Source organism: Pseudahrensia aquimaris, assembly GCF_042676045.1.
Classification (GTDB): Bacteria; Pseudomonadota; Alphaproteobacteria; order Rhizobiales; family Rhizobiaceae; genus Pseudahrensia; species Pseudahrensia aquimaris.
On record NZ_JBHTJV010000012.1, the window covers coordinates 1 to 20,567 of the forward strand.

A 20,567-nucleotide genomic window follows, 5' to 3' on the forward strand; every position below is an offset into this window, starting at 1 on the left:
CGAAAAGGAAACATGCGAGAAACGGGATGCTGTCACCCGTCGACTTCGAACGACAGCAGAAAATGAACGCCGAGGGTGTCTAAGAAACTCGGGGCTATTCACACCATATGCAGCGTATTTTTCTGAAATATCGGACCCCTTCAAAGGCACAACAGCTCCAAGGCGACGGCTTGTCAGAAAACCGAGAACAGGCATCAACCAACTGGAAAGTTGCCCGCTTTCCAGTCCTGATTTTACAATCTGGTACATCTTCTGATCGCTAATTGGTTCGGCAGGTTCAGGCGCTTTGAAGCAGGGTGGATACTCCAACGGCACCCCAGCTATCGGGTCGCAACTACGCCCCTCCCATTCATTTTCTCTGAAAACAGGTCTAATGCCGCCAACATAGCTATTTTTAGCTGTCGAGCGAGAAAGGTGCACTTTGTGCAGCTTGCCGGTTTCCGGGTTCAGTGTAGGCTTCTTGGGTGAACAAGTTTCCGGATCCCAATTCTCCATGAGCAGGTCACGTGTACTTTTCTCGTCAGCATTTTTACAGTCGTTGAAATTCGGGGACATAAACCGCAGATGATCGATAAAGGTACGAAAATCATCACGATTATAGGTATCGATTGGATGGTCGCCGATGAGATCCATGAATACGCGATGCCGCATACGTGTTGATTTCAAGTCCCTTATTTTGGCTGGAGGAAATTTTTTGCCCCGCAAGTCAGGGATTTCTTCCCGCTCCTTCAAGGGGAGAGAGGCTCCCATTGGTAGACCCTTCTTGACCTCTCTTCCTTCAATATATGATTTGCTCACTTCTGAAAATAAAGGAGCGCTAGAGTTAGGTCGCTCAACTGTCGTTCGGTCCTCCAAACCTAAAAACAGCACTTCTTGGCGAGTTTCTTGTGGCACCGTGCGGACATCAACAGATTGAACGGATGTCTGCGAGGATACAGGCGCATCTAAGTCAGCCGGGCTTAGATTGGCCTCGGAAGATGGGCAGGATTTGTTGAACGATTCTGATTGGTTTTTGGCTTTCCGTTTCTTGACGAGCTCAAGCACTTCGGGAGTTGCGTTTTCAAGATCATTGAGCGCGACCAAACCGTTGAAGACAAGTTCGGCCATCGCTGGATTACCAAATAATTCGTCGACCTTGGCGTTCAACGTTTCAGCGTGATCAAAATTCACGTGTAACGTGCTGGTAATGCGATTAATTTCGTTGGTGCGAATAATGTCGAGTTTGCGATCTTCCAACGAAGTGCGAAGCATTTTAGCATCATCCAGACGAGCAAATGCTTCGCATTGATCTAACGCAGAGATGTCGCTTTCGAGATTTGCAATTGCCTCGACAATAGCACGAGCTTCGTCTCCTGGCCGCTGATAGCCATCTTGCGCAATCTGCTGAACACCTTGCTCAAAACCAGCTTGCATGCGCTGTAGGATAAACTCATCTGCAATCTGACCAATTTCCAGTGCCTCTTCTTCTGTCATAGCATTCACCTTCCAACGTTCCACGACATCGAAAAGCCCGTTTAGGAGCATATCAAGATTGATCGCTATGCGACGAACCTCGGATTTGCTTCTTGCACCGAGCCGTTTCTTAAAGATGATTTGTGATGATGAAAAAGGCAAATTGCGCGGCAGTCTGCGCTGATAAACCCATCCATAGGGCGATCCAGTAACGTGACGAATGGCTTCAGTGCCAGGGGGCTGGTTGATCGAAACGCGATTTCGTAAATCCGTCCGATCGGTGGTTACATTGCTGGTTACAACACTGGTTACAGAATCTTCTGCTCTGCTTTTGTCTCTCATGGTTGTGTTCCTTCTCATTTAGAAGAAAATCAACAACTTCAGAAAGTTACAGTCCTTGACGTGCGTGCGTCCTAGGGCAGTCTGTAAGCATCTGATATAAAGAGATAAATGGCGGACAGACAGGGATTCGAACCCTGGAGACGGTCTCCCGCCTACACACTTTCCAGGCGTGCGCCTTCGACCACTCGGCCACCTGTCCGCTTTGTGAAGCTAACGGCCTCAGCGCTGGGATATACACATATCGGCACGGTGCTTTCAACCGCTTTTTGGCAACTACTATCGGGTTGGTTTTTCGCGTGACTGCGCTCATTTCCGTGCGCGGCAACGCGCACGCTTGAAGTTGGAGTTTGGCTGGCCCATGTTGAACAGGCAGATATCAAACTGGATTGTGGGACGATGTTTTCGTTTTTGCTGCGAGGAGCGGGTTTCCTTGTCTTGGCGCTATCGCTGGTCGCAGCCGTGTTGGATCTAACGCGAAGTATTGCTGCGTCGAAAGTTCTGATTACCTCGTTCTCCGGGATCTGGAGTAGCTTTGCCGCTGGTTCATTAGAAGCGGCGCGGCAGGCCGTAACGAATTTGATACACCCCATGCTTTGGGATCCAGTTATCGCCTCTGCCATCGCTCTACCCGGATGGTTGGTCTTGTGGCTAATATCTATGCTGTTGCTTTGGGCAGGTAGGCGCCGCGAAAATCCATTTGGCCGGTTTGCAAGCCGGTAGACTTCACGCTTGAAAGGCTAAGCCATGTTTCTTCTCGACAGACTTCACGCCAAACTGAACACACCATCAAAAGATACCGCTCTGCCCGGACGTGACGAGCCGATTGCGGAACCCGTGAACCATTTTGTCAACGGACGGCCAATTCAAGGCCCATATCCTGACAATATGGAAAAGATTGTCGTTGGCATGGGCTGCTTTTGGGGTATCGAGCGGCTGTTTTGGGAAACGGATGGCGTATGGGTCACCGCAGTGGGCTATGCGGCTGGCCACACACCCAACCCGACATATCAAGAGGTTTGCACAGGGCTGACCGCACACAACGAGGTCGTGCTGATCGTTTTTGACCCGGCAGTGATTTCGCTTGGTGAGTTGTTGAAGAAGTTCTGGGAAAATCATGATCCGACGCAGGGTATGCGGCAGGGCAATGATGTTGGAACACAATACCGTTCTGGTATCTACACGTTCAACGATGAGCAGAAGGCGCTGGCTGAAGCTTCGCGGGATGCTTATGCGTCAGCGCTGAAGGGGCGGGTTTCGAGCGACATCACCACAGAGATTGTGGATGCGCCGGAATTTTATTTTGCAGAGGAATATCACCAGCAGTATTTGGCGAAAAATCCGGGCGGCTATTGCAACATGAAGGGTGTTGGCGTCTCCTGCCCGTTGCCGCAACCCGCAACCTGATAGTCAGAAATGGACCGCGCCGCGTTTGACGCTTTCTGCGCATCGCTTCCAGCCACTTTCATGGTGGTGCAGTGGGGCGACGCGCATGTTTGGAAGGTTGGCAATGCGGATGCCAACAAAGTGTTCGCTCTATCTTCCAACTGGGGAGATGAAGTCGCGGCTGATGGTCATAAAATCGTATTCAAATGCTCGGACATGGGTTTTAGGATCTTGACCGAAGAAGATGGCGTAATCCCCGCCCCCTATATGGGCAGGCACAAATATGTACAGGTCGCAAAGGCTGGAGCTTTGAGCGAAGACGAACTGCGAGACTATATCAGCGCGGCACACGAAATCATGGCAGCTAAGCTCACCAAAGCGCAGCGCGAAGCTGCTGGCTTGGACTAGCTCAGTTTGCAGGTCGCGGTGTCGGCGTCGCTATTCTATTCAAATCGCCCAATGACGCTGCAGCTTTTGCCGCTGGCGAAGCGCCTGCGCCGCTGCTCGCAAAAGCTACCTTGGACGGCGAACCGTCAATGCCAGGCGCGGTCAGGACCGTTCGGCATTGCTGTGGCAGTTGAGCCAACGTGATAGGCGGTTTGGGCTTGCGAACAACGGGCTTTTCGCCCGGCTTTGGCTTGCGGGGCGGGCCGTAAGCGACCTTGAACCAATAGTCCATCGTTGCTTGATCGCAACCCATGGACGGCACAGGACGCTGCGACTTGCATCCGGTTGATCCGGCTGGACAGCCAATCCGAATGTGCATGTGGTAATGGTGGCCGTATTGCGCGCGCACTTTGGCAAGCCATTTGGGCTGTGATGGATAGCGGCGGCACATTTCCCGCTTGATCGTAGGATGAACGAAGATGCGCTCGACATTTCGATACTGCGCGGCAGTGCGGATTATTCCAGCATGGGCATCCGTAAATGCCTTTGGGTTCAATTTCTGATGCGTCAGCTTTCCGTTTGCCCCTCTTGCGCGCATGGAAATTGGCTGGAAAGTCTCATTGCGCTCTTTGCGCGAAAGACGCCGATTGGGCATAGGTGTGAGCCATATATCGGCATCAAGCCCCGCTTGGTGCGAAGCGTGGCCGGTCCACATCGGGCCACCGCGCGGCTGGGTGAGATCGCCTACAAGCAGACCATTCCAGCCAACTTTTTTGCCGTCACGAGAAAGCTGTTTGACCAGCGAAATCAGCTCGGGATGCGCCCAGTGGCGATTACGGTTGGGTCGCATGGCCTGCCAAGTCGGGCCGTCATCAGCAAGCTTTTCGCCGCCGGCCAAACAGCCACGGTTGTAAGTCCCATAGACAGCGGGTTTTAGCGCGGCAGCGGTGGACACCTCTTTGCCAAAAAGGCGCTTGGCAGCCTTGGCGGCAAAAGCGTCTGGTGCCTGCACCAAGAAGAGCGCGGCAAGTGCAGTGGTGAGCGGCTTGAGCATCATAGAACCATCCAAATCACTTTGATGCGTCAAAAATAAAGCCATCAATGCGATTGTGCAAACGACGCCCTTTTCAGCGCTGGTAGCACAATGGTTAGAACATCAACCGCGCAGTTCTGCACCCGTTGTTTTGGTGACGTTTTCGACAACTTTGGTCGAAATCGCGTCTATTTGCTCATCGGTCAGGCTCTTGTCGCTCGGCTGGAGGGTCACTTCAATGGCGATGGACTTGCGCCCTTCGCCAAGAGAAGGGCCTTCGAAGACGTCGAATACCGTCACATCAGTGATGAGTTTCTTGTCCGCACCCTTGGCAGCGCGCAGCAGCGATGCCGCTTCAACTGCGCTTTCTACGACAAACGCGAAGTCGCGCCGCACGGGCTGAAGCGGAGACAGATGCAGCGCACCTTTGCTGGCCTTCGCCTTTTTGCGCGGTGCCGGAATGGCGTCGAGCATGATTTCAAAACCGCACAATGGGCCGGATACGTCGAGCAGTTCCAATGTCATGGGATGAAACTCGCCAAACGTGCCGATCACGACCTTGGGGCCGAGTTTAATGGTGCCACTGCGGCCGGGGTGGAACCATTCGGGGCCTCCGGCCTCGATTTGCACCTTGGTCGGGTCCATTCCGCAAGCGGCCAGAACGGCAAGTGCGTCTTCCTTGGCGTCGAACACGTCGACGGGCTTTGCAGCCCCCTGCCAAGCGCGGCCGGTTGCCTCCAGATGAGACGTGCCACGGCGAATGCCGCTGGCGACCCGGTGCTGTTCTTCTGGTTTGTCGCCCGCATAAATGTGAGACACTTCAAAGATCGCCAGATCGTTGAAACCACGCGCAACATTCCTACCCGCCGCCGATAGCAGGCTCGGTAGCAGGCTTGGGCGCATGTCGGACATATCCGATGCAATCGGGTTCGAAAGCGCCAGCAATGGAGCGCCACCGCCGAAAGCTTCCGCGTGAGCTTTGGGAATGAAGGAATAGCAGACAGCCTCGCTCATTCCCCGCGCGGCGAGCGCTCGCCGTGTCTGACGGGTGCGCATCTGACCCGTCGTCAAAATGCGTTGACCGACACTGGCCATAGCAGGCAGTGGTTGCGGCTCAATATTGTTGACGCCGTGAATGCGCATCACTTCTTCAACAAGGTCAGCCTTGCCGTGGGCGTCCGGCCTGTTGCCGGGAACCGCGACCTTCAGCACATCACCTCCGTCTTTGGAAATCGGGCCTTCGACTGTGAATTCCAGCCGCGTCAGGATATCGATGATTTCCGGCGTATCGACTTCGATAGACGTGAGGCGCTTGATTTCAGAGACGGGGAAATCAATAACCAGATCAGGCTTTGGAACCTCGCCGGCGATCACTTCTTTGCTTGGCTCGCCGCCGCACATGTCAAGAATAAGCTGCGTGCCATAGTCCAGTCCGCTTTTCATGAAGGCGGGATCCACGCCACGTTCGAACCGGTATCGCGCATCAGTGAGGATGCCGAGGTCACGGCCCGTGCGGGCAATTGTTAGCGGATCCCAGAGAGCGGATTCGACCAGCACGTTTGTTGTCTGATCAGAACAACCGGATTCTTCACCGCCCATAATGCCAGCCAGCGATTCAGCACCCTTATCGTCCGCGATGACGAAATGGTCGGGCTTTAGGGCGTAGGTCTTACCGTCGAGGGCAATGAACTCCTCGTCCGGCGCGGCGCAGCGCACGGCCAGATTGCCCTGCACCTTGTCCGCATCAAAAACGTGCAGCGGGCGGCCACGGTCAAACGTCACGTAGTTGGTTACATCCACCAGCGCCGAAATCGGGCGCAGACCGATAGCTTTGAGCCGTTGTTGCATCCATTTCGGCGACGGGCCGTTCTTTACATTGCGCACAAGGCGCAGGCCGAAAGCGGGACAGAACTCCGCGGCACCGTCTGCAGAAAGATCAACGCTAACGGGGCAATCGCCCTGGCCTTTGATTGCAGAAATGCTGGGTGTTTTCACCGTTCCAAGACCAGCGGCTGCGAGGTCTTTAGCAATGCCGGAGACGCCCAAAGCGTCGGGGCGATTTGGCGTAATACCGATCTCAATCACAGGGTCGGAAAGACCAGCATAATCGGCAAATGGCATGCCGATGGGCGCGTCTTCCGGTAGGTCGATGATGCCGTCGTGGTCTTCGGAAAGCTCTAACTCGCGCTCGGAACACATCATGCCGAACGATTCCACACCTCGAATGTTGCCCACGCCCAAGGTCAGGTCGATGCCGGGAACATAAGTGCCGGACCCGGCGAACGCACCCACCAGCCCTGCCCGCGCATTGGGCGCGCCGCAGACGACCTGTATCGGGTCGCCACTGCCTGTATCGACAGAAAGCACTTGCAGCTTGTCAGCGTCGGGATGGCGTTCGGCGCTCAACACTTTGGCTATGGTGAAGGACTTGAAGGAGGCGCGGTCATCCACGTCTTCCACTTCAAGGCCGATCATCGTCAGCGTTTCAACAATCTCGTCAAGCGTGGCGTTTGTTTCAAGGTGATCCTTGAGCCATGAGAGGGTGAATTTCATTTTGCTTGTCCGGTCTTTTTCTTTGGGGCCGTTTTCATCTTCATCTTGCGCGATGTGGAAAGGCTGAGCTTCTTTTTGGCACGCTTTTTCTTTCGTTCTTTCAATTCGTCAAAAATCACGAAACCGATTTTCAGGCCGTCATCGTCATCCTCCGCCTCGTGCGGAACGGCGACGAAGGTGAGCGATAGCTGTTCGTAGTGGGTCAGCACAGCGACCGGCGAACCGTCTGGCTGCACGCCATCGATGCGGATCATCTCACTTTCGCCGGGTACGAGACCGAGAACGCGGAATTGGCCAATGGCGCTGAACGCGAGCACGTCGATGCGGTCTTTCTCGGCATCAATCTGCTGTTGTAACGCAAAAATATGTTTTGCTACCTCTTGGGCCGCCTCTTCCGCGCCGGTGTCACAAGCTGCTTTCTGCCAGTCCTTTTGGGCAGGCGCTGCGCGATTGCCCGCACGAAACTCCTGCGCCATATGCGCGTAGTCACCCTTCAGCAGTGCGGCATCGGTGAAACGTGTCACGCGCTCAAACCTCCAAACAGGGTCGGAATATCGAGCGGACGGAAGCCGTAGTGGTCGATCCATCGTTGATCAGCCTCGAAGAACGGGCGCAGATCGGGCATGCCATATTTAAGCATGGCGATGCGGTCGATGCCGATGCCCCATGCAAAGCCTTGGTAGACGTCAGGGTCCAAGCCTGCATTGCGCAGAACATTGGGGTGGACCATGCCGGAGCCGAGGATTTCCATCCAGTCTTCGCCTTCGCCAAATTTCACCTCGGAGCCGGAGCGATCGCATTGAATATCGACTTCAAGGCTTGGCTCGGTGAACGGGAAGAAAGAAGGGCGGAAACGCATATCGAGATCGTCGACCTCGAAGAATGCTTTGCAGAATTCAAGCAGCGTCCATTTCAAATTCGCGATGTTGGCCTTCTCGTCGATCACCAAACCTTCAAGCTGGTGGAACATGGCCGAGTGGGTCGCGTCGGAATCCTGCCGGTAAGTCTTGCCGGGAATGACGATACGGATCGGCGGTTTCTGGTTTTCCATGGTGCGGATCTGCACCGGTGATGTATGCGTGCGCAGAACCTTGCGCTCGCCATTCTCGTCCGGATTGAAGAAGAACGTATCGTGCATTTCGCGGGCCGGATGACCTTCGGGGAAATTGAGCGCAGTGAAGTTGTAATAATCCGTCTCGATGTCCGGACCTTCAGCCACGGTGAAACCCATGTCGGCGAAGATGGCGGTGATCTCGTCCATCACCTGACTGATCGGGTGAATCCGGCCCTTTTGCAGCGGGTCAGGACGCACGGGCAGCGTTACATCGACCTTCTCGCTCGCCAAACGCGCTTCGATACCGGCACGTTTAAGGATTTCACGACGGGCAGCGATGGCGTCGGTGATGCGGTTCTTCAAACCGTTCAACGCGGGGCCAGCCACTTTGCGCTCGTCGTCGCTCATCTTGCCAAGCGTCTTCATCTGCTCAGAAATCGAACCTTTTTTGCCGATAGCACCAACGCGCACAGCCTCAAGAGCCGCCTCGTCTGCGGCGGCCTCAATTTGCGCGGTGATCGTGTCTTCAAGTTCGGAAATATCGGTCATGGATGTTTGCCCGTTGTGGCCCGTTAAACACAAGAAACCCGCGTCAGCTTTACGCTGCCACGGGTTCCAAATCTACAGTTCGATGGAAGTCGCGGTCAGCTTTTGACTGCGGCTTCAAAAGCCTTCGGCGTGGTGTTCTTGAGATATTCAAGAGCAGCCTTCGCTTTGCCCACCAGCGCTTCGAACGCGGCCGGCTCATGGATCGCGAGATCGGAGAGGACTTTGCGGTCAACTTCGATACCGGCTTTCGTCAGGCCATCGATAAGACGGCTGTATGTCAGGCCGTGCTCGCGGGCGGCAGCGTTAATACGCTGTGTCCAGAGCGTGCGGAAATTGCGTTTGTTGGCGCGGCGGTCGCGATAGGCATATTGCTGTGCCTTTTCGACGGACTGGCGTGCGACTTTAATCTGAGTGCGGCGGGCGCCATAATAGCCCTTCGCTTTTTTCAGAACTTTTTTGTGTTTGGCGTGAGCGGTTACACCGCGTTTGACACGAGCCATGGTTTCACTCCTTCAAAGTGCGGATTATTTTTTGCGGTAGGGCATGAACTGCTTGACGATACGGGCATCTGGCTCGGAGAGAACCATGTTGCCACGCGCGTTGCGCAGAAACTTGTTTGACCGCTTGATCATGCCGTGCTGTTTGCCGGCTTGGCCGACTTTAAGCTTGCCGGTCGCCGTCACTTTGAAGCGTTTTTTCACGCTCGACTTTGTCTTCATCTTGGGCATTTTGCATCTCCTGTGGCACACGCATTTTCGGGCTGTGAAGCCCACTGCGCACCGTGGTTCGTTTTGAAAAAACAAGGCGGCCGATGAAGTCCGACTGCCTGTCGCATTTCGAGCGATCAAGGCATGCCCTGCCCGAACGCTCCGTAAGCGCGTGTGTCCTAGACGCAAAATGCCTGCTTGGCAAGACTTTGCGTGGCCGTTTGGAGAGGTTAAACGAGGTCAGGCAATCAGATGATGCGGCAAATCATGACACTCGGAAAGAGAATGAAAAACGGGCTTTGGGCCTTGGTTGGGGCGCTTGTAGCCCTGTGGTCTGCCCTTGCGCCCGTTCAGGCGGCGGATGAACCGGTCATTCCGAATTTTTGGGATGCCCAAGAGCGGATTATCCGGCCCAATATTCGCAATCTTCCACGGCTTCGATTTCTCACGATCACCGATTTCCCGCCGTTCTCTTACATCGACAAAGACAAACGGTTGGCTGGTTTTCATGTCGAACTGGCCCGTGCCATTTGCGAAAAGCTAGAATTGACCCGCGTGTGCCAAATCCAGGCGCTGCCGTTTGACGAATTGGAAAGCGCGCTCAAAGCCAACAATGGTGACGCGATTTTGGCTGGCATCGCCGTGACGCCCCAAAGCGCGGCAAGACTGAACTTCTCACGCCCTTATTTCCGTCTGCCCGCTCGCTTCGTGACCAAAACCGCAAATGCGCCATCGGAGCCGCTGATCACGTCTTTGGCAGAGCAAGAGATAGGCGTTGTTGCCGACACGGCGCATGCCGCCTTTGCGCAGGCGACGTTTGCCAGCATGAGGGTGCGCATGTTTGCCAACCACGATGATGCGCTTGCGTCACTGGAAAAGGATGAAATTCGGGCGGTCTTTGGAGACGCGCTGAAACTCGCCTATTGGCTGCAAACGCCAAAAGGAACGGCTTGCTGCCAGTTTACCGGACAAGCCTATCTCTCAGAGCAGTTTTTCGGCTCGGGGCTGACAGTTGCCACGCGGCTGGAGGATGTGGAACTGACCGAGGCGATGAATTACGCACTGCGCGAAATCAACGATCGAGGCATCTTCGCAGAGCTTTACCTTCGGTATTTTCCAATCAGTCTTTATTAAGTGGCAGTAGAGGGACAGAGAGTGCCCATCCTAGCTTTTGCGGGCGCTCGTCTTGCCATTCCTCCAAACCGATATGCATGCCGTCGTGTCCTGCGCTCGGCTGGGCGATATAGGTGCCGAACATGCGGTCCCAGAAGGGGAAATTGAAGCCGTAGTTTGAGTCCGTTTCGCGCGGCACCGTAGAATGGTGGACTCGGTGCATGTCTGGCGTAACGACAACCAAACGCACGATGCGATCCAGCCATACAGGCAATTTGAGGTTCGCATGGTTGAACATGGCGACGCCGTTCAAGATGATCTCGAACAGGATCACCGACCATGCCGGGGCGCCAAGTGCAACGACCCAGGCGACCTTGTAGACCATCGAGGCCACGATCTCGACGGGATGGAAGCGGATAGCGGTGGAGACGTCGATATCCGTGTCCGAATGGTGCATCCGGTGGAAGCGCCAGAACATCGGCACTTTGTGCGACAGAAGGTGCGAAAGCCAGACAGCGAAATCCAGCACGACAATCGACACCAGACCCGCGACCCAGAGCGGTGCATCAACCATGTTAAACAGGCCATAGCCATTCGATTGCGCCCAAAGCGCCACGCCAACGGCAGCCGCAGGGAAGATAAGGCGCACGACCACGCTGTCGATGACCACGATGGCCGCGTTGGTGAACCAACGGCTGCCCTTAGGTGCGGTCAGCTTGCGGCGTGGGCGAAGATATTCGCTAAGCGCGAGAATGCCGAACAGGCCGATGAAAACGGCCAGCCGGATGGTGGGTTCATGGGTGGCAAGAAATTCGGTCATCTTATTAAGTCTGATGGCGGGCTTGAGCCGCCCGTTCGAGCGCGGCACAGGTGAGTTTATCGACGCTCAATCTGCCACGCAGCAATTGCAGAAAGCGAACTTCTTCGGCCGCAACTTTAAGATCAGATGCTGCGATCTCGGCTGCAAGCGCGTAGGCGGTTTCTTGCAGGTTTGCGGGCAGTTGAGCAGCCATACCCAAAACCGTCTCCAGACCCTCGTCGTTTTCGAGGATATCTGCACAGGCCTTGGATGCGTTGACCAGTTGATCACCGCTGTATCCTTCGAACACCGGAAGTGTTTTCACGATGTTGCCAATGCGCTTCAATTCCACCTCGCCCATGTTGGTATCAACAGCGGAGATGGAAACCATCACGTATACGAGTGTGTCTTGGGCGGACAGTGAATGCATGTAGCGAAATTCCGTTCATCGTTATGCTAAAGACATAGGCCGGAAGGGCGACGCTTTCAATAAGACTGTACAGCGCCTCGCGGCATTGTGTGCTGCCGCCATCAGTTGACCTTACACAGCGCCGACCATAGTGTCCGTTCGCGCCGTTCAACTGCGTACTTTTCTCCCTTTTTCAGGCCACGTTCATGACCAATTCCGCCTTTACGCCGCTCACAATTACGCCCGAACTTGTTGAGAACGCACATGCGTCGAAGGCTTGGCCGTTTGAGGAAGCGCGTAAGATCGTCAAGCGTTATGCACGCGATGGCTATCCGGCTGAAGTGATTTTCGAGACGGGCTATGGCCCCTCCGGGCTTCCGCATATCGGTACTTTTGGCGAAGTGGCCCGTACTACGATGGTGCTGAATGCATTTCGACTGCTAACCGAAGACAAAGTGAAAGTGCGTCTGATCTGCTTTTCCGACGATCTGGACGGGATGCGCAAAATTCCTGACAACGTGCCCAATCAGGACATGTTGAAAGATCATCTGGGCAAGCCGCTGAGTGTCGTGCCCGACCCTTTCTCCAACGAATATGACAGCTTCGCGCACCACAACAATTCGCGGCTTCAAGCGTTTCTCGATCAGTTCGGTTTCACATACGAATTCGCCAGTGCAACGGACTATTACAAGTCCGGTAAGTTCGACGCGATTTTGAAGACAGCCGCCGAGAGATACGACGAGTTAATGGGCGCTATGCTGCCTACGCTGGGCGAAGAGCGGCAGGCGAGTTATTCGATCTTTTTGCCGATCCACCCAGAGACTGGGCGCGTGCTTTATGTACCGATGAAAGCCGTTGATGCAGATGCCGGCACGGTCACGTTTGACGACGAAGAGGGCCGCGAATTCACCATTCCATTGACAGGCGGCAACGTGAAAATGCAATGGAAGCCCGACTTTTCGATGCGCTGGGCTGCGCTTGGCGTGGATTTCGAAATGTATGGCAAGGACCACCAGAACAATTCGAACCTCTATGACAAGATATGCCGTATCATGGGCGCGCGCGCGCCAGAGCATTTCATCTACGAGCTTTTTCTCGATGACAAAGGCGAGAAGATTTCAAAGTCGAAAGGCAATGGTATCTCGATGGAGCAATGGCTGACCTACGCCTCGCCGGAAAGCCTGTCGCTGTTCATGTTTGCCAAGCCAAAAACGGCCAAGCGGCTGTTTTTCGATGTGATTCCGAAACAGGTTGACGAGTATTTTCAGCACCTCGCCGCTTACGAAAGCCAGGATACAAAGGCGCGGCTGAACAATCCGGTTTGGCACATTCATGCGGGCAATCCGCCAAAGATAGACATGCCGGTGTCCTATTCCATGTTGCTCAATCTGGTGAGCGCATCAAATGCCTCTGACAAAGAGACCTTGTGGGGGTTCATTTCGCAATACGACGCGGATGCAACGCCGGAGAATAATCCGAAGCTGGATGAATTGGTTGGCTATGCCATCCAGTATTTCCAAGACTTCGTAAAACCAGCCAAGAGCTTCCGCGCACCCACAGATCAAGAGCGGGCGGCAATGGCAGACCTCGCGAAACGGTTGGCGGCCATGCCCGATGATGCGGATGCGGAAGCGTTGCAGACAGAGACGTTTTCAGTGGGCAAAGAGCACGGGTTTGAAAACCTGCGCGAATGGTTTCAAGCGCTCTATCAAGTCTTGCTCGGCCAAGACCAAGGTCCGCGCTTCGGCTCGTTTGCGGCGCTTTATGGCAAAGCAGCCACCATTAAGATGATCGACGAGGCTTTGGCTGCGCGCTAGCGGCGACTGACATCATAAGTACGAATGTTTGGTGGGCGGCTTAGCCAAGGGCTAGGCGCGAGCGCCTGCTGGCGACCGGCTTCATAGAGTTTGCGCATCTGCTCGCGGTTGAATTCCAACGATGTGTTTCCCTGCCCCAGTGAATCAGGCACCGATGCCAAGTGAAACTTTGTGCCAGAGTTGCTGGCCCGCGCGTAGCCACGATAGACCGTTTGAATGAGCAATTGCCGCGTTAGCGTCGAAATCGATTTACGAGCAATGCTCGCGAGGTTGCCATCGATTGGCTCTACCGGATCATCGGCGGAAAGAGAATCGTTGACGATAACGTAGAGATTTTTATTTTTCTGCGGCACGCGGAACAAAAAGTCAGCCAAAAGAACCGGCGCTTTCACGCCACCATCCACATGGGCTTGGCGCAATTGAACGCCCCGTTGCGGCTTGATGTAAACGGGAGGAAAAAAGCCCGGCACGGCGGCAGAGGCACGCAGCACTTTACGGAAATGCAACTCCGGGTTCGTGCGACCGCCAGAAGCGATTTCGCCCATATCCCAAACGATCAACTGGCCCGCGTCGAGGTTGGTCGTCGCCACATAGAGCCTGCGACCCTTAGCGTGTTCGCGCGCTATATCAGCGATCAATTGCGGGGTAACAACACGTTCGATTTGTCGCTGAAGGGGAGAGTTGTCATAGAGCGAGTCCGTAAAGAGACCCTTCAGACCTTTATCTATGAAAATATCGCCAGCTTTCGTCTCCGTATACAATTCTCGCAGGAGTTCGTCGTATCGAGGGCCGAGAAAAGCGAGAACCGACATTAGAGCGCCGGTCGAAACACCCGTCACAACGTCGAACTGCGGGCGCGTTCCGCGTTGTGTCCAGCCGGAAAGCACGCCTGCACCGTAAGCGCCGTAAGCGCCGCCGCCAGAGAGAGCCAGAATGTCGAAGGAATTGTCTGGAGCGAAGTTTGCCCGCGTTTGAGCTGCAACTGGCATTACCGCCGGATCATCCAGTGCAACGGCTTCCATCGGGTTGATGTTGCGAATGGACGAGTTTTCGGCCGGACGGCCCACGCACGCGGCCAGAAACAGAACGGCAGCAGACAAGCATAACCAGCGCAGGCAAATGTCCAACCGCATTGCTCGATCCCAGAGTAAGTCACCTGCCCCAACCAATATTTTGCACAAGGCGCCTCGATACGTCGAGTGCAAAGGTTAATGAGGGTTAACCTTTCTACAGCCCACTCTTACATTTTTGAGCGAACAAGACGAAAAAGGGCGCCGCAGTTTCCTGCGACGCCCCATCAATTTTGTTCGGTTGGCGAAGATCAATCTTCGTCGTCAGCGTATTCTTCGCCGGTTTCCTGATCGACTACTTTCATCGACAGGCGAACCTTGCCACGATCGTCGAAGCCGAGCAGTTTGACCCAGACCTTGTCGCCTTCGTTGACCACATCGGTGGTTTTGCCCACGCGCTCGTCAGCAAGCTGCGAGATGTGGACGAGGCCATCTTTTGCGCCAAAGAAATTCACGAATGCGCCAAAGTCGACCGTTTTCACGACCGTGCCTTGGTAGATAGCGCCGACTTCCGGATCGTCCGTGATGGAGCGGATCCACTGAACGGCAGCATCAATTTGCTTGCCGTCAGAAGAAGCGACTTTGACCGTGCCATCGTCTTCGATGTTCACTTTCGCGCCTGTCTTTTCAACGATTTCGCGGATCACCTTGCCGCCTGAACCGATCACTTCACGGATTTTATCAGTCGGAATCTTGAAGCTTTCGATGCGGGGAGCGAATTCGCCCAGTTCCGCACGGCCTTCAGTAAGCGCGTTGGCCATTTCACCCAGAATGTGGATGCGGCCGTCTTTGGCTTGGTCGAGGGCAATCTTCATGATCTCTTCGGTGATGCCGGTAATCTTGATGTCCATCTGCAAAGACGTGATGCCATCGGATGTGCCGGCAACTTTGAAGTCCATGTCGCCAAGGTGATCTTCGTCACCGAGGATGTCAGAAAGAACGGCGAAGTCATCGCCTTCCTTGATCAAACCCATGGCGATGCCGGCAACAGGCGCTTTCAGCGGGACGCCAGCGTCCATGAAGGCAAGCGATGTGCCGCAAACCGTGGCCATCGAAGACGAGCCGTTGGATTCGGTGATCTCGGAGACAGCACGCAGCGTGTAGGGGAAGTCTTCCTTGCTTGGCAGCACTGCGCGAATGGCACGCCATGCGAGTTTACCGTGGCCAATTTCGCGGCGTGAGGTAAAGCCGATGCGGCCCGTTTCGCCGACCGAATAGGGCGGGAAATTGTAGTGCAGCAGGAAGTTTTCCTTGTAGGTGCCGGTAAGCGCGTCGATGAACTGTTCATCGTCAGACGTGCCAAGCGTTGCAACCACGATTGCCTGTGTTTCACCGCGGGTGAACAGAGCAGAACCGTGGGTGCGAGGCAGGATGCCGACTTCCGATTCAATTGCACGGACCGTTGAAAGGTCACGGCCATCAATGCGTTTCTTGGTTTTGATAATCGAACCGCGAACGACCGATGCCTGAACCGACTTGATGACTTCACCAAGCGTGTTGGCTTCTTCTTCGGTCGAATCTTCCGTCAGGAACTCAGCCTTGGCTTTCGCCTTGGCTTCGTCGATAGCCACATAACGCTCCTGTTTGTCGGAGATTTTGTAGGCTTTCTCGATGTCCTTACCGATCAGCTTGGTGACCTTTTTGGCAAGATCGGAATTGTCCGGCACGATGTGCTCGCGAGGCTCCTTTGCACATTTTTCAGCCAGTTTGATGACAGCGTCGATTACAGGCTGGAACTCTTTGTGGCCGAACATAACAGCGCCGAGCATGATCTCTTCGGAGAGTTGGTCAGCTTCAGATTCCACCATCAAAACGGCGTCATTGGTGCCTGCGACGACGAGATCGAGATCACTTTCGGGCATTTCATCAATGTTGGGGTTCAACACGTATTCGCCGTCGATATAGCCGACACGCGCGCCGCCGATCGGACCTTGGAAAGGCACGCCGGAAATGGTCAGAGCAGCCGACGTTGCGATCATGGCAACGATATCGGGGTTGTTTTCCATGTCATGGGAAAGAACGGTACAGGTGACCTGCGTGTCGTTTTTGTAGCCTTCTGCAAAAAGCGGGCGGATTGGGCGGTCAATCAGGCGGCAAACGAGGGTTTCGTTCTCGCTTGGACGCGCTTCACGCTTAAAGAAGCCGCCAGGGATCTTGCCCGCAGCATAGGCTTTTTCGATGTAGTTGACGGTAAGCGGGAAGAAATCCAGCCCCGGCTTCGGTGATTTCTGGGAAACCACGTTACACATAACGGTGGTTTCGCCGTAAGTGACGATGACGGAGCCATCAGCCTGACGGGCAACCTGGCCCGCTTCCAGCGTGAGGGGGCGGCCGCCCCACTCGATTTCAACAACGTGTTTGTCGAACATGGACATATAAGTCTCTTTCTTTGATCGAACGGCCGCCACGCGCCTATCGCGGGGCAACGAAAACCGTTCATTCGTTTTGTCGGAAAGAATGAGCTTGCTAGACACCAACGCGTGAGCGTGGGAAGGCCGGATACAAATTGTAGAAAGGGAAAACCTGCGTGCAATGAAGCATAGAGGCAGCGTTCAGTCTTGTCTTGCCGGCGGAGTTGTCCGCCACATCTTCAAACCTAGCGCATTTCGCGCGCAATCTCTTTCCATCCGGTCTTCAGGGCAAGACAATGAGAGGCACGCTGTGTGTGCCGCTGACAATCCTGCCCCTGTCTTCGTGAGACCAATCTAACCATTTCAGGTTCAAGCCGTTGCCTGAACCGTAGTGGCCTTAACACGAAGCCGCTTGTCCAACAAGCTGCATCGGGACAATTGCGCAAGGCCCGAAACGAAAACACCCCGCCAGGCCTTTGCCCGACGGGGTGTTTCGATTTCGCACGTGTTTAGGAGCCTAGAACGGCATGGGATCGTCAATTGGGAACGGAGCGAAACTAAGGGCGATATCGGTCGATTCAAGCTGTGTTCCAACAGTAACAGTCTGGCTTGGTCCGCCAATCTGATAGGTCCACGTACCGTCAGCGTTCTGAACTCCCGACTCAAAAATCTGGGATTCGCTGATATCGTTAGGTTCAACGAGGATCAAATCATCACCAGAGACAAAGTCGGTGATCGTATTCTGGCCGACTCCGTCCTCCGAGAAGATATTGAAGAAGAAGAAGTCGGACCCGCCGTTGCCGGTCATAACATCATCACCTGCAAAACCCTGGAAGAACTCGTCAGCCGATGTTCCGATCAGTTCGTCGTTCGCCGATGTGCCCAGCACATTGAGACCACCAGGACCGTCACCGCCGCCGCCGCCGCCGGGAAGTTCGACTGTGACTTCGATGGAGTCAGTGGCGCCATTGCTGTCTGTCACAATGATAGTGAAGTAATCGAACCTACCTTCCACCAAGACCACTTCGTCGCCAAAGCGACCGACATTAAAATCGTTCAAGAAGTCGTCATCTCGAGGATCTACTTCGACGGGTGGGAAGTATGTGAACACATTCGGGTTCGTCTCAGAGAAACCAACTTGGCCAAACCTGGGGCCGTTGCCGTTCTCGAAATCCACTTCATAGCTCAGCGTATCGCCAAGGTCAGCATCGGTAGCAACGATGCGCCCACTCACGGGACCGCCCGGGAACGGATCAAAATCGTCACCGTCTCTGCTGCCTTCAAGAGCGAACCGCGTGTTTGGTGGCGGCCCCACTTCACCATCGCCTACTTCGAGAAACAGATCAGAAGCTTCCTCGTCGATTTCAGGCGCATCGTTTTGGCCTGTCAGTGTGAAGTTGAAGCTTGCGTCATCCGAAAATTCACCGTCTGTGACGTTGAAACCGACATTGATCAGCAGCTCGCCACCAAGCGGAAGTTGGTTGTAAATCTCCGACCTGCCGTCAACGGACAAGGCGCCGGTATTGGAGGAATAGGTGATGCCCGCTTCTTCGAGCGATGCGGTCGCCGGTATTTCGTCGAATTGCGACGACAGAGTTACGCCCGTTAGGCTGAAAGCTGTCGATGACAGGAAATTATCCACATCGCTTGCCAGCGGTCCGAATTCCGGCACTTCGCCGGCCAAAACAAAGTCAGCCAGTTCGCCCTCCGCCAGGCCTATGGGAGACGATACGTCGTTACCAACAGGTGCATCGTTTATTGGTGTCAGGTTGATGGTTGCCGATGTTGTGACTGCAAATTCACCGTCGGTGACCTCGTAGGTCAAGACGATTTCGCCATCGAAATCCGCATCTGGCGTTAGGTCGTAGCCATCATCGGTTCCGAAGACGGTAGCGCCAACCGCGACCAGATTTTGAATCGTCAGCGTCTCACTATCAACGTCAGCGGCGTTCGCAAGAAGCTGCGCGTCTGTCACCGAATAGACCACATCTTCCACACCGTTATCCAAGGTGAGCGGACCGCTGACCTCAGGTGCGTCGTTCACGGCCGCTACTTCTACCGTCACGATCTGTTCAGTCACTCCGCCTTCACCGTCAGAAATTGAGACCGTGAAGCTGTCCGTGCCATTGGCATCTGCAGTCGGCGTGTAGGTGTACTCACCTGTGAGGCTGTCGATTACGGCCGTGCCGTTGGTTGCGTCCGCTGCAATGGTGAAGGTTAGCGGATCACCATCAACGTCCGTTGCGATGATCGAGCCAGTGGCTGCGAAATCCTCATTCGTTGAAAGAGCAAGGGTGCTGTCTTCTGCAACGACAACTGGCGCGTCGTTCACCGCTTGTACGTTTACGTCCACAATCTGCTCTACTTCGCCGCCTTGGCCATCATCGACCAAAACAGTGAAGCTGTCTGTGCCGTTGAAGTTCGGCGCCGGCGTGTAGGTGAATGTGCCAGCTGTTGAGTCGATGCTCACTTCGCCATTTTCTGGCTGCGACGAGATGGAATATGTCAGTGCGTCATCATCATCGTCGTTGGCGGCAATCCGACCAGCCACGAATCCGTCTTCATCGACCTCTGGCGCAAGATCGCTGAGTTCCTCAATCACCATTGGCGCGCTGTTGACAACTTCCTGAGGAAGGATGGTCAACGTTGCCGTCGCCGTTACTGAATCCGTGCCGTCGGACACGGTGTATGTGAGTGTTACCGGACCAGAGAATTCATCAGCAGGCGCATAAACGAAACCGTCGTCGTCGGCTGAAATCGTGCCGCTGGAGGCTTCGATTGCCGTAATGGTCAGTTGGTCACCATCGACGTCGGTAGTGTTGCCCAGCAGAGTTCCCTCATTAAAGAAGTTACTTTGACCGAATTGCAATTCGCCCAGATCAACAGCGCCAGATACGACAGGAGCGTTGTTCACCGGCTCAATCGGCCCGCCAACAGTTTCGATAACGAGGTTCTCAATGCGATCAACTGTCAAGCCAAGCGATGCGAACGTGAACAGACCGCCGCTGCGGGCCGACACGAAATCGGCATAGGCTGCGAGATCCGCCTGAATTGCAGCATCGTTCTGCTGAATTTGCGTTAGGCGCAACACCAGCGTATCGCGGCCTCGGCCACCGATCATGATGTCTTCGCCGGCATCCTCAGAAGCTGTGAAAATGAGTGTGTCGCGGCCTCGGCCACCGAACACCACATCATTACCAGCGCCACCTTCGATGGTGTCCGCACCGCGACCACCGAAGATCAGATCATCTCCTTCGCCACCCTTGATATTGTCAGCTCCACGGCCGCCAAAGATAAGATCGTCACCAGAGCCGCCATCTATTTCGTCTGCGCCGTTACCGCCGGAGATAAGATCGTTGCCCGCTCCACCATCGATAGTATCTCGACCGCTGCCGCCAAAGACGAGGTCGTTGCCGCCGCCTGCGTTGATTGTGTCCCGGCCATTGCCAGTAAATATGAATTCGCTTCGGTCCGTACCATTAACATTGTCGCGCATAGAAATTTGCCCCTGAGTGATGATCAGCGTGCGCCAGCCTGAAAGCATTGCA

Annotated in this window: 16 protein-coding genes and 1 tRNA gene; 4 read left to right on the forward strand and 13 right to left on the reverse strand. The window is 54.8% G+C overall.

From position 1 onward, the window contains the following. Positions 1-1,794, reverse strand: a 1,794-nt coding sequence (locus tag ACFQ14_RS12930; RefSeq protein ID WP_377213175.1) for a hypothetical protein, incomplete at its 3' end; no start/stop codon positions are given. 109 nt (positions 1,795-1,903) lie between these two features. After that, a tRNA-Ser gene (locus ACFQ14_RS12935) sits at positions 1,904-1,993 on the reverse strand. Positions 1,994-2,538: 545 nt separating this feature from the next. Here ACFQ14_RS12935 and msrA point away from each other — a divergent pair. Together msrA and ACFQ14_RS12945 are read left to right on the forward strand one after the other, a co-directional pair. Beyond that, the gene (gene msrA / locus ACFQ14_RS12940) at positions 2,539-3,198 is read left to right on the forward strand and encodes a peptide-methionine (S)-S-oxide reductase MsrA (RefSeq protein ID WP_377213176.1); all 660 of its coding nucleotides are present in this window, start codon (positions 2,539-2,541) and stop codon (positions 3,196-3,198) included. Positions 3,199-3,207: 9 nt separating this feature from the next. After that, positions 3,208-3,585, forward strand: a complete 378-nt coding sequence (locus ACFQ14_RS12945) for an MmcQ/YjbR family DNA-binding protein (protein ID WP_377213177.1) — start codon at positions 3,208-3,210, stop codon at positions 3,583-3,585. A gap of 1 nt (position 3,586) precedes the next feature. Here the strand turns inward: ACFQ14_RS12945 and mepA are convergent, their stop codons facing one another. The 6 genes from mepA to rpmI all read right to left on the reverse strand — a co-directional run bounded on the left by mepA (position 3,587) and on the right by rpmI (position 9,481). Then, a complete protein-coding gene (gene mepA / locus ACFQ14_RS12950; RefSeq protein ID WP_377213178.1) occupies positions 3,587-4,621 on the reverse strand; it encodes a penicillin-insensitive murein endopeptidase in 1,035 nt (344 codons plus the stop codon). A gap of 99 nt (positions 4,622-4,720) precedes the next feature. Continuing rightward, a complete protein-coding gene (pheT, locus tag ACFQ14_RS12955; protein ID WP_377213179.1) occupies positions 4,721-7,150 on the reverse strand; it encodes a phenylalanine--tRNA ligase subunit beta in 2,430 nt (809 codons plus the stop codon). After that, on the reverse strand, positions 7,147-7,674 hold the full coding sequence (locus tag ACFQ14_RS12960) for a hypothetical protein (protein ID WP_377213180.1): 528 nt from the start codon (positions 7,672-7,674) through the stop codon (positions 7,147-7,149). Before ACFQ14_RS12960 ends, pheT begins: the two co-directional genes overlap by 4 nt. Continuing rightward, on the reverse strand, positions 7,671-8,753 hold the full coding sequence (gene pheS, locus ACFQ14_RS12965) for a phenylalanine--tRNA ligase subunit alpha (RefSeq protein WP_377213181.1): 1,083 nt from the start codon (positions 8,751-8,753) through the stop codon (positions 7,671-7,673). Before pheS ends, ACFQ14_RS12960 begins: the two co-directional genes overlap by 4 nt. A gap of 95 nt (positions 8,754-8,848) precedes the next feature. Further along, positions 8,849-9,253 (reverse strand): 50S ribosomal protein L20, encoded by a 405-nt coding sequence (gene rplT / locus ACFQ14_RS12970; protein WP_377213182.1) that lies wholly within the window; start codon positions 9,251-9,253, stop codon positions 8,849-8,851. Positions 9,254-9,277: 24 nt separating this feature from the next. Beyond that, positions 9,278-9,481, reverse strand: a complete 204-nt coding sequence (rpmI, locus tag ACFQ14_RS12975; protein ID WP_377213183.1) for a 50S ribosomal protein L35 — start codon at positions 9,479-9,481, stop codon at positions 9,278-9,280. A 264-nt stretch (positions 9,482-9,745) separates the two neighbouring features. Between rpmI and ACFQ14_RS12980 the strand changes: the two genes are divergently transcribed. After that, the gene (locus ACFQ14_RS12980; RefSeq protein ID WP_377213184.1) at positions 9,746-10,594 is read left to right on the forward strand and encodes a transporter substrate-binding domain-containing protein; all 849 of its coding nucleotides are present in this window, start codon (positions 9,746-9,748) and stop codon (positions 10,592-10,594) included. Here ACFQ14_RS12980 and ACFQ14_RS12985 read toward each other — a convergent pair. Both ACFQ14_RS12985 and ACFQ14_RS12990 read right to left on the reverse strand, forming a co-directional pair. Beyond that, the gene (locus ACFQ14_RS12985; RefSeq protein ID WP_377213185.1) at positions 10,581-11,393 is read right to left on the reverse strand and encodes a sterol desaturase family protein; all 813 of its coding nucleotides are present in this window, start codon (positions 11,391-11,393) and stop codon (positions 10,581-10,583) included. The two genes, ACFQ14_RS12980 and ACFQ14_RS12985, sit on opposite strands and share 14 nt — an antisense overlap. 4 nt (positions 11,394-11,397) lie before the next feature. After that, a complete protein-coding gene (locus ACFQ14_RS12990) occupies positions 11,398-11,802 on the reverse strand; it encodes a tellurite resistance TerB family protein (protein ID WP_377213186.1) in 405 nt (134 codons plus the stop codon). 185 nt (positions 11,803-11,987) lie between these two features. Between ACFQ14_RS12990 and ACFQ14_RS12995 the strand changes: the two genes are divergently transcribed. Continuing rightward, positions 11,988-13,598 carry a lysine--tRNA ligase gene (locus tag ACFQ14_RS12995; RefSeq protein ID WP_377213187.1) on the forward strand — a complete coding sequence of 537 codons (1,611 nt, stop codon included), beginning with the start codon at positions 11,988-11,990 and terminating at the stop codon, positions 13,596-13,598. Here the strand turns inward: ACFQ14_RS12995 and ACFQ14_RS13000 are convergent. The 3 genes from ACFQ14_RS13000 to ACFQ14_RS13010 all read right to left on the reverse strand — a co-directional run bounded on the left by ACFQ14_RS13000 (position 13,595) and on the right by ACFQ14_RS13010 (position 20,515). Then, a complete protein-coding gene (locus ACFQ14_RS13000; RefSeq protein WP_377213188.1) occupies positions 13,595-14,731 on the reverse strand; it encodes a patatin-like phospholipase family protein in 1,137 nt (378 codons plus the stop codon). The genes ACFQ14_RS12995 and ACFQ14_RS13000 overlap by 4 nt on opposite strands. A 188-nt stretch (positions 14,732-14,919) precedes the next feature. Then, on the reverse strand, positions 14,920-17,037 hold the full coding sequence (pnp, locus tag ACFQ14_RS13005) for a polyribonucleotide nucleotidyltransferase (RefSeq protein WP_377213287.1): 2,118 nt from the start codon (positions 17,035-17,037) through the stop codon (positions 14,920-14,922). Between the two features lie 499 nt (positions 17,038-17,536). After that, entirely contained in the window at positions 17,537-20,515 is a 2,979-nt protein-coding gene (locus ACFQ14_RS13010) for a tandem-95 repeat protein (RefSeq protein WP_377213189.1), read from the reverse strand. Positions 20,516-20,567: the final 52 nt, after the last annotated feature.

What these genes read in the sequence shown, in the direction of transcription:
- msrA (WP_377213176.1), top strand. Translation starts at nt 2,539, where the DNA reads ATGTTTCTTCTCGACAGACTTCACGCCAAACTGAACACACCATCAAAA.
- ACFQ14_RS12945 (WP_377213177.1), top strand. Translation starts at nt 3,208, where the DNA reads ATGGACCGCGCCGCGTTTGACGCTTTCTGCGCATCGCTTCCAGCCACT.
- mepA (WP_377213178.1), bottom strand. Translation starts at nt 4,621, where the DNA reads ATGATGCTCAAGCCGCTCACCACTGCACTTGCCGCGCTCTTCTTGGTG.
- pheT (WP_377213179.1), bottom strand. Translation starts at nt 7,150, where the DNA reads ATGAAATTCACCCTCTCATGGCTCAAGGATCACCTTGAAACAAACGCC.
- pheS (WP_377213181.1), bottom strand. Translation starts at nt 8,753, where the DNA reads ATGACCGATATTTCCGAACTTGAAGACACGATCACCGCGCAAATTGAG.
- rplT (WP_377213182.1), bottom strand. Translation starts at nt 9,253, where the DNA reads ATGGCTCGTGTCAAACGCGGTGTAACCGCTCACGCCAAACACAAAAAA.
- rpmI (WP_377213183.1), bottom strand. Translation starts at nt 9,481, where the DNA reads ATGCCCAAGATGAAGACAAAGTCGAGCGTGAAAAAACGCTTCAAAGTG.
- ACFQ14_RS12980 (WP_377213184.1), top strand. Translation starts at nt 9,746, where the DNA reads ATGAAAAACGGGCTTTGGGCCTTGGTTGGGGCGCTTGTAGCCCTGTGG.
- ACFQ14_RS12985 (WP_377213185.1), bottom strand. Translation starts at nt 11,393, where the DNA reads ATGACCGAATTTCTTGCCACCCATGAACCCACCATCCGGCTGGCCGTT.
- ACFQ14_RS12990 (WP_377213186.1), bottom strand. Translation starts at nt 11,802, where the DNA reads ATGCATTCACTGTCCGCCCAAGACACACTCGTATACGTGATGGTTTCC.
- ACFQ14_RS12995 (WP_377213187.1), top strand. Translation starts at nt 11,988, where the DNA reads ATGACCAATTCCGCCTTTACGCCGCTCACAATTACGCCCGAACTTGTT.
- ACFQ14_RS13000 (WP_377213188.1), bottom strand. Translation starts at nt 14,731, where the DNA reads ATGCGGTTGGACATTTGCCTGCGCTGGTTATGCTTGTCTGCTGCCGTT.
- pnp (WP_377213287.1), bottom strand. Translation starts at nt 17,037, where the DNA reads ATGTTCGACAAACACGTTGTTGAAATCGAGTGGGGCGGCCGCCCCCTC.
- ACFQ14_RS13010 (WP_377213189.1), bottom strand. Translation starts at nt 20,515, where the DNA reads ATGCGCGACAATGTTAATGGTACGGACCGAAGCGAATTCATATTTACT.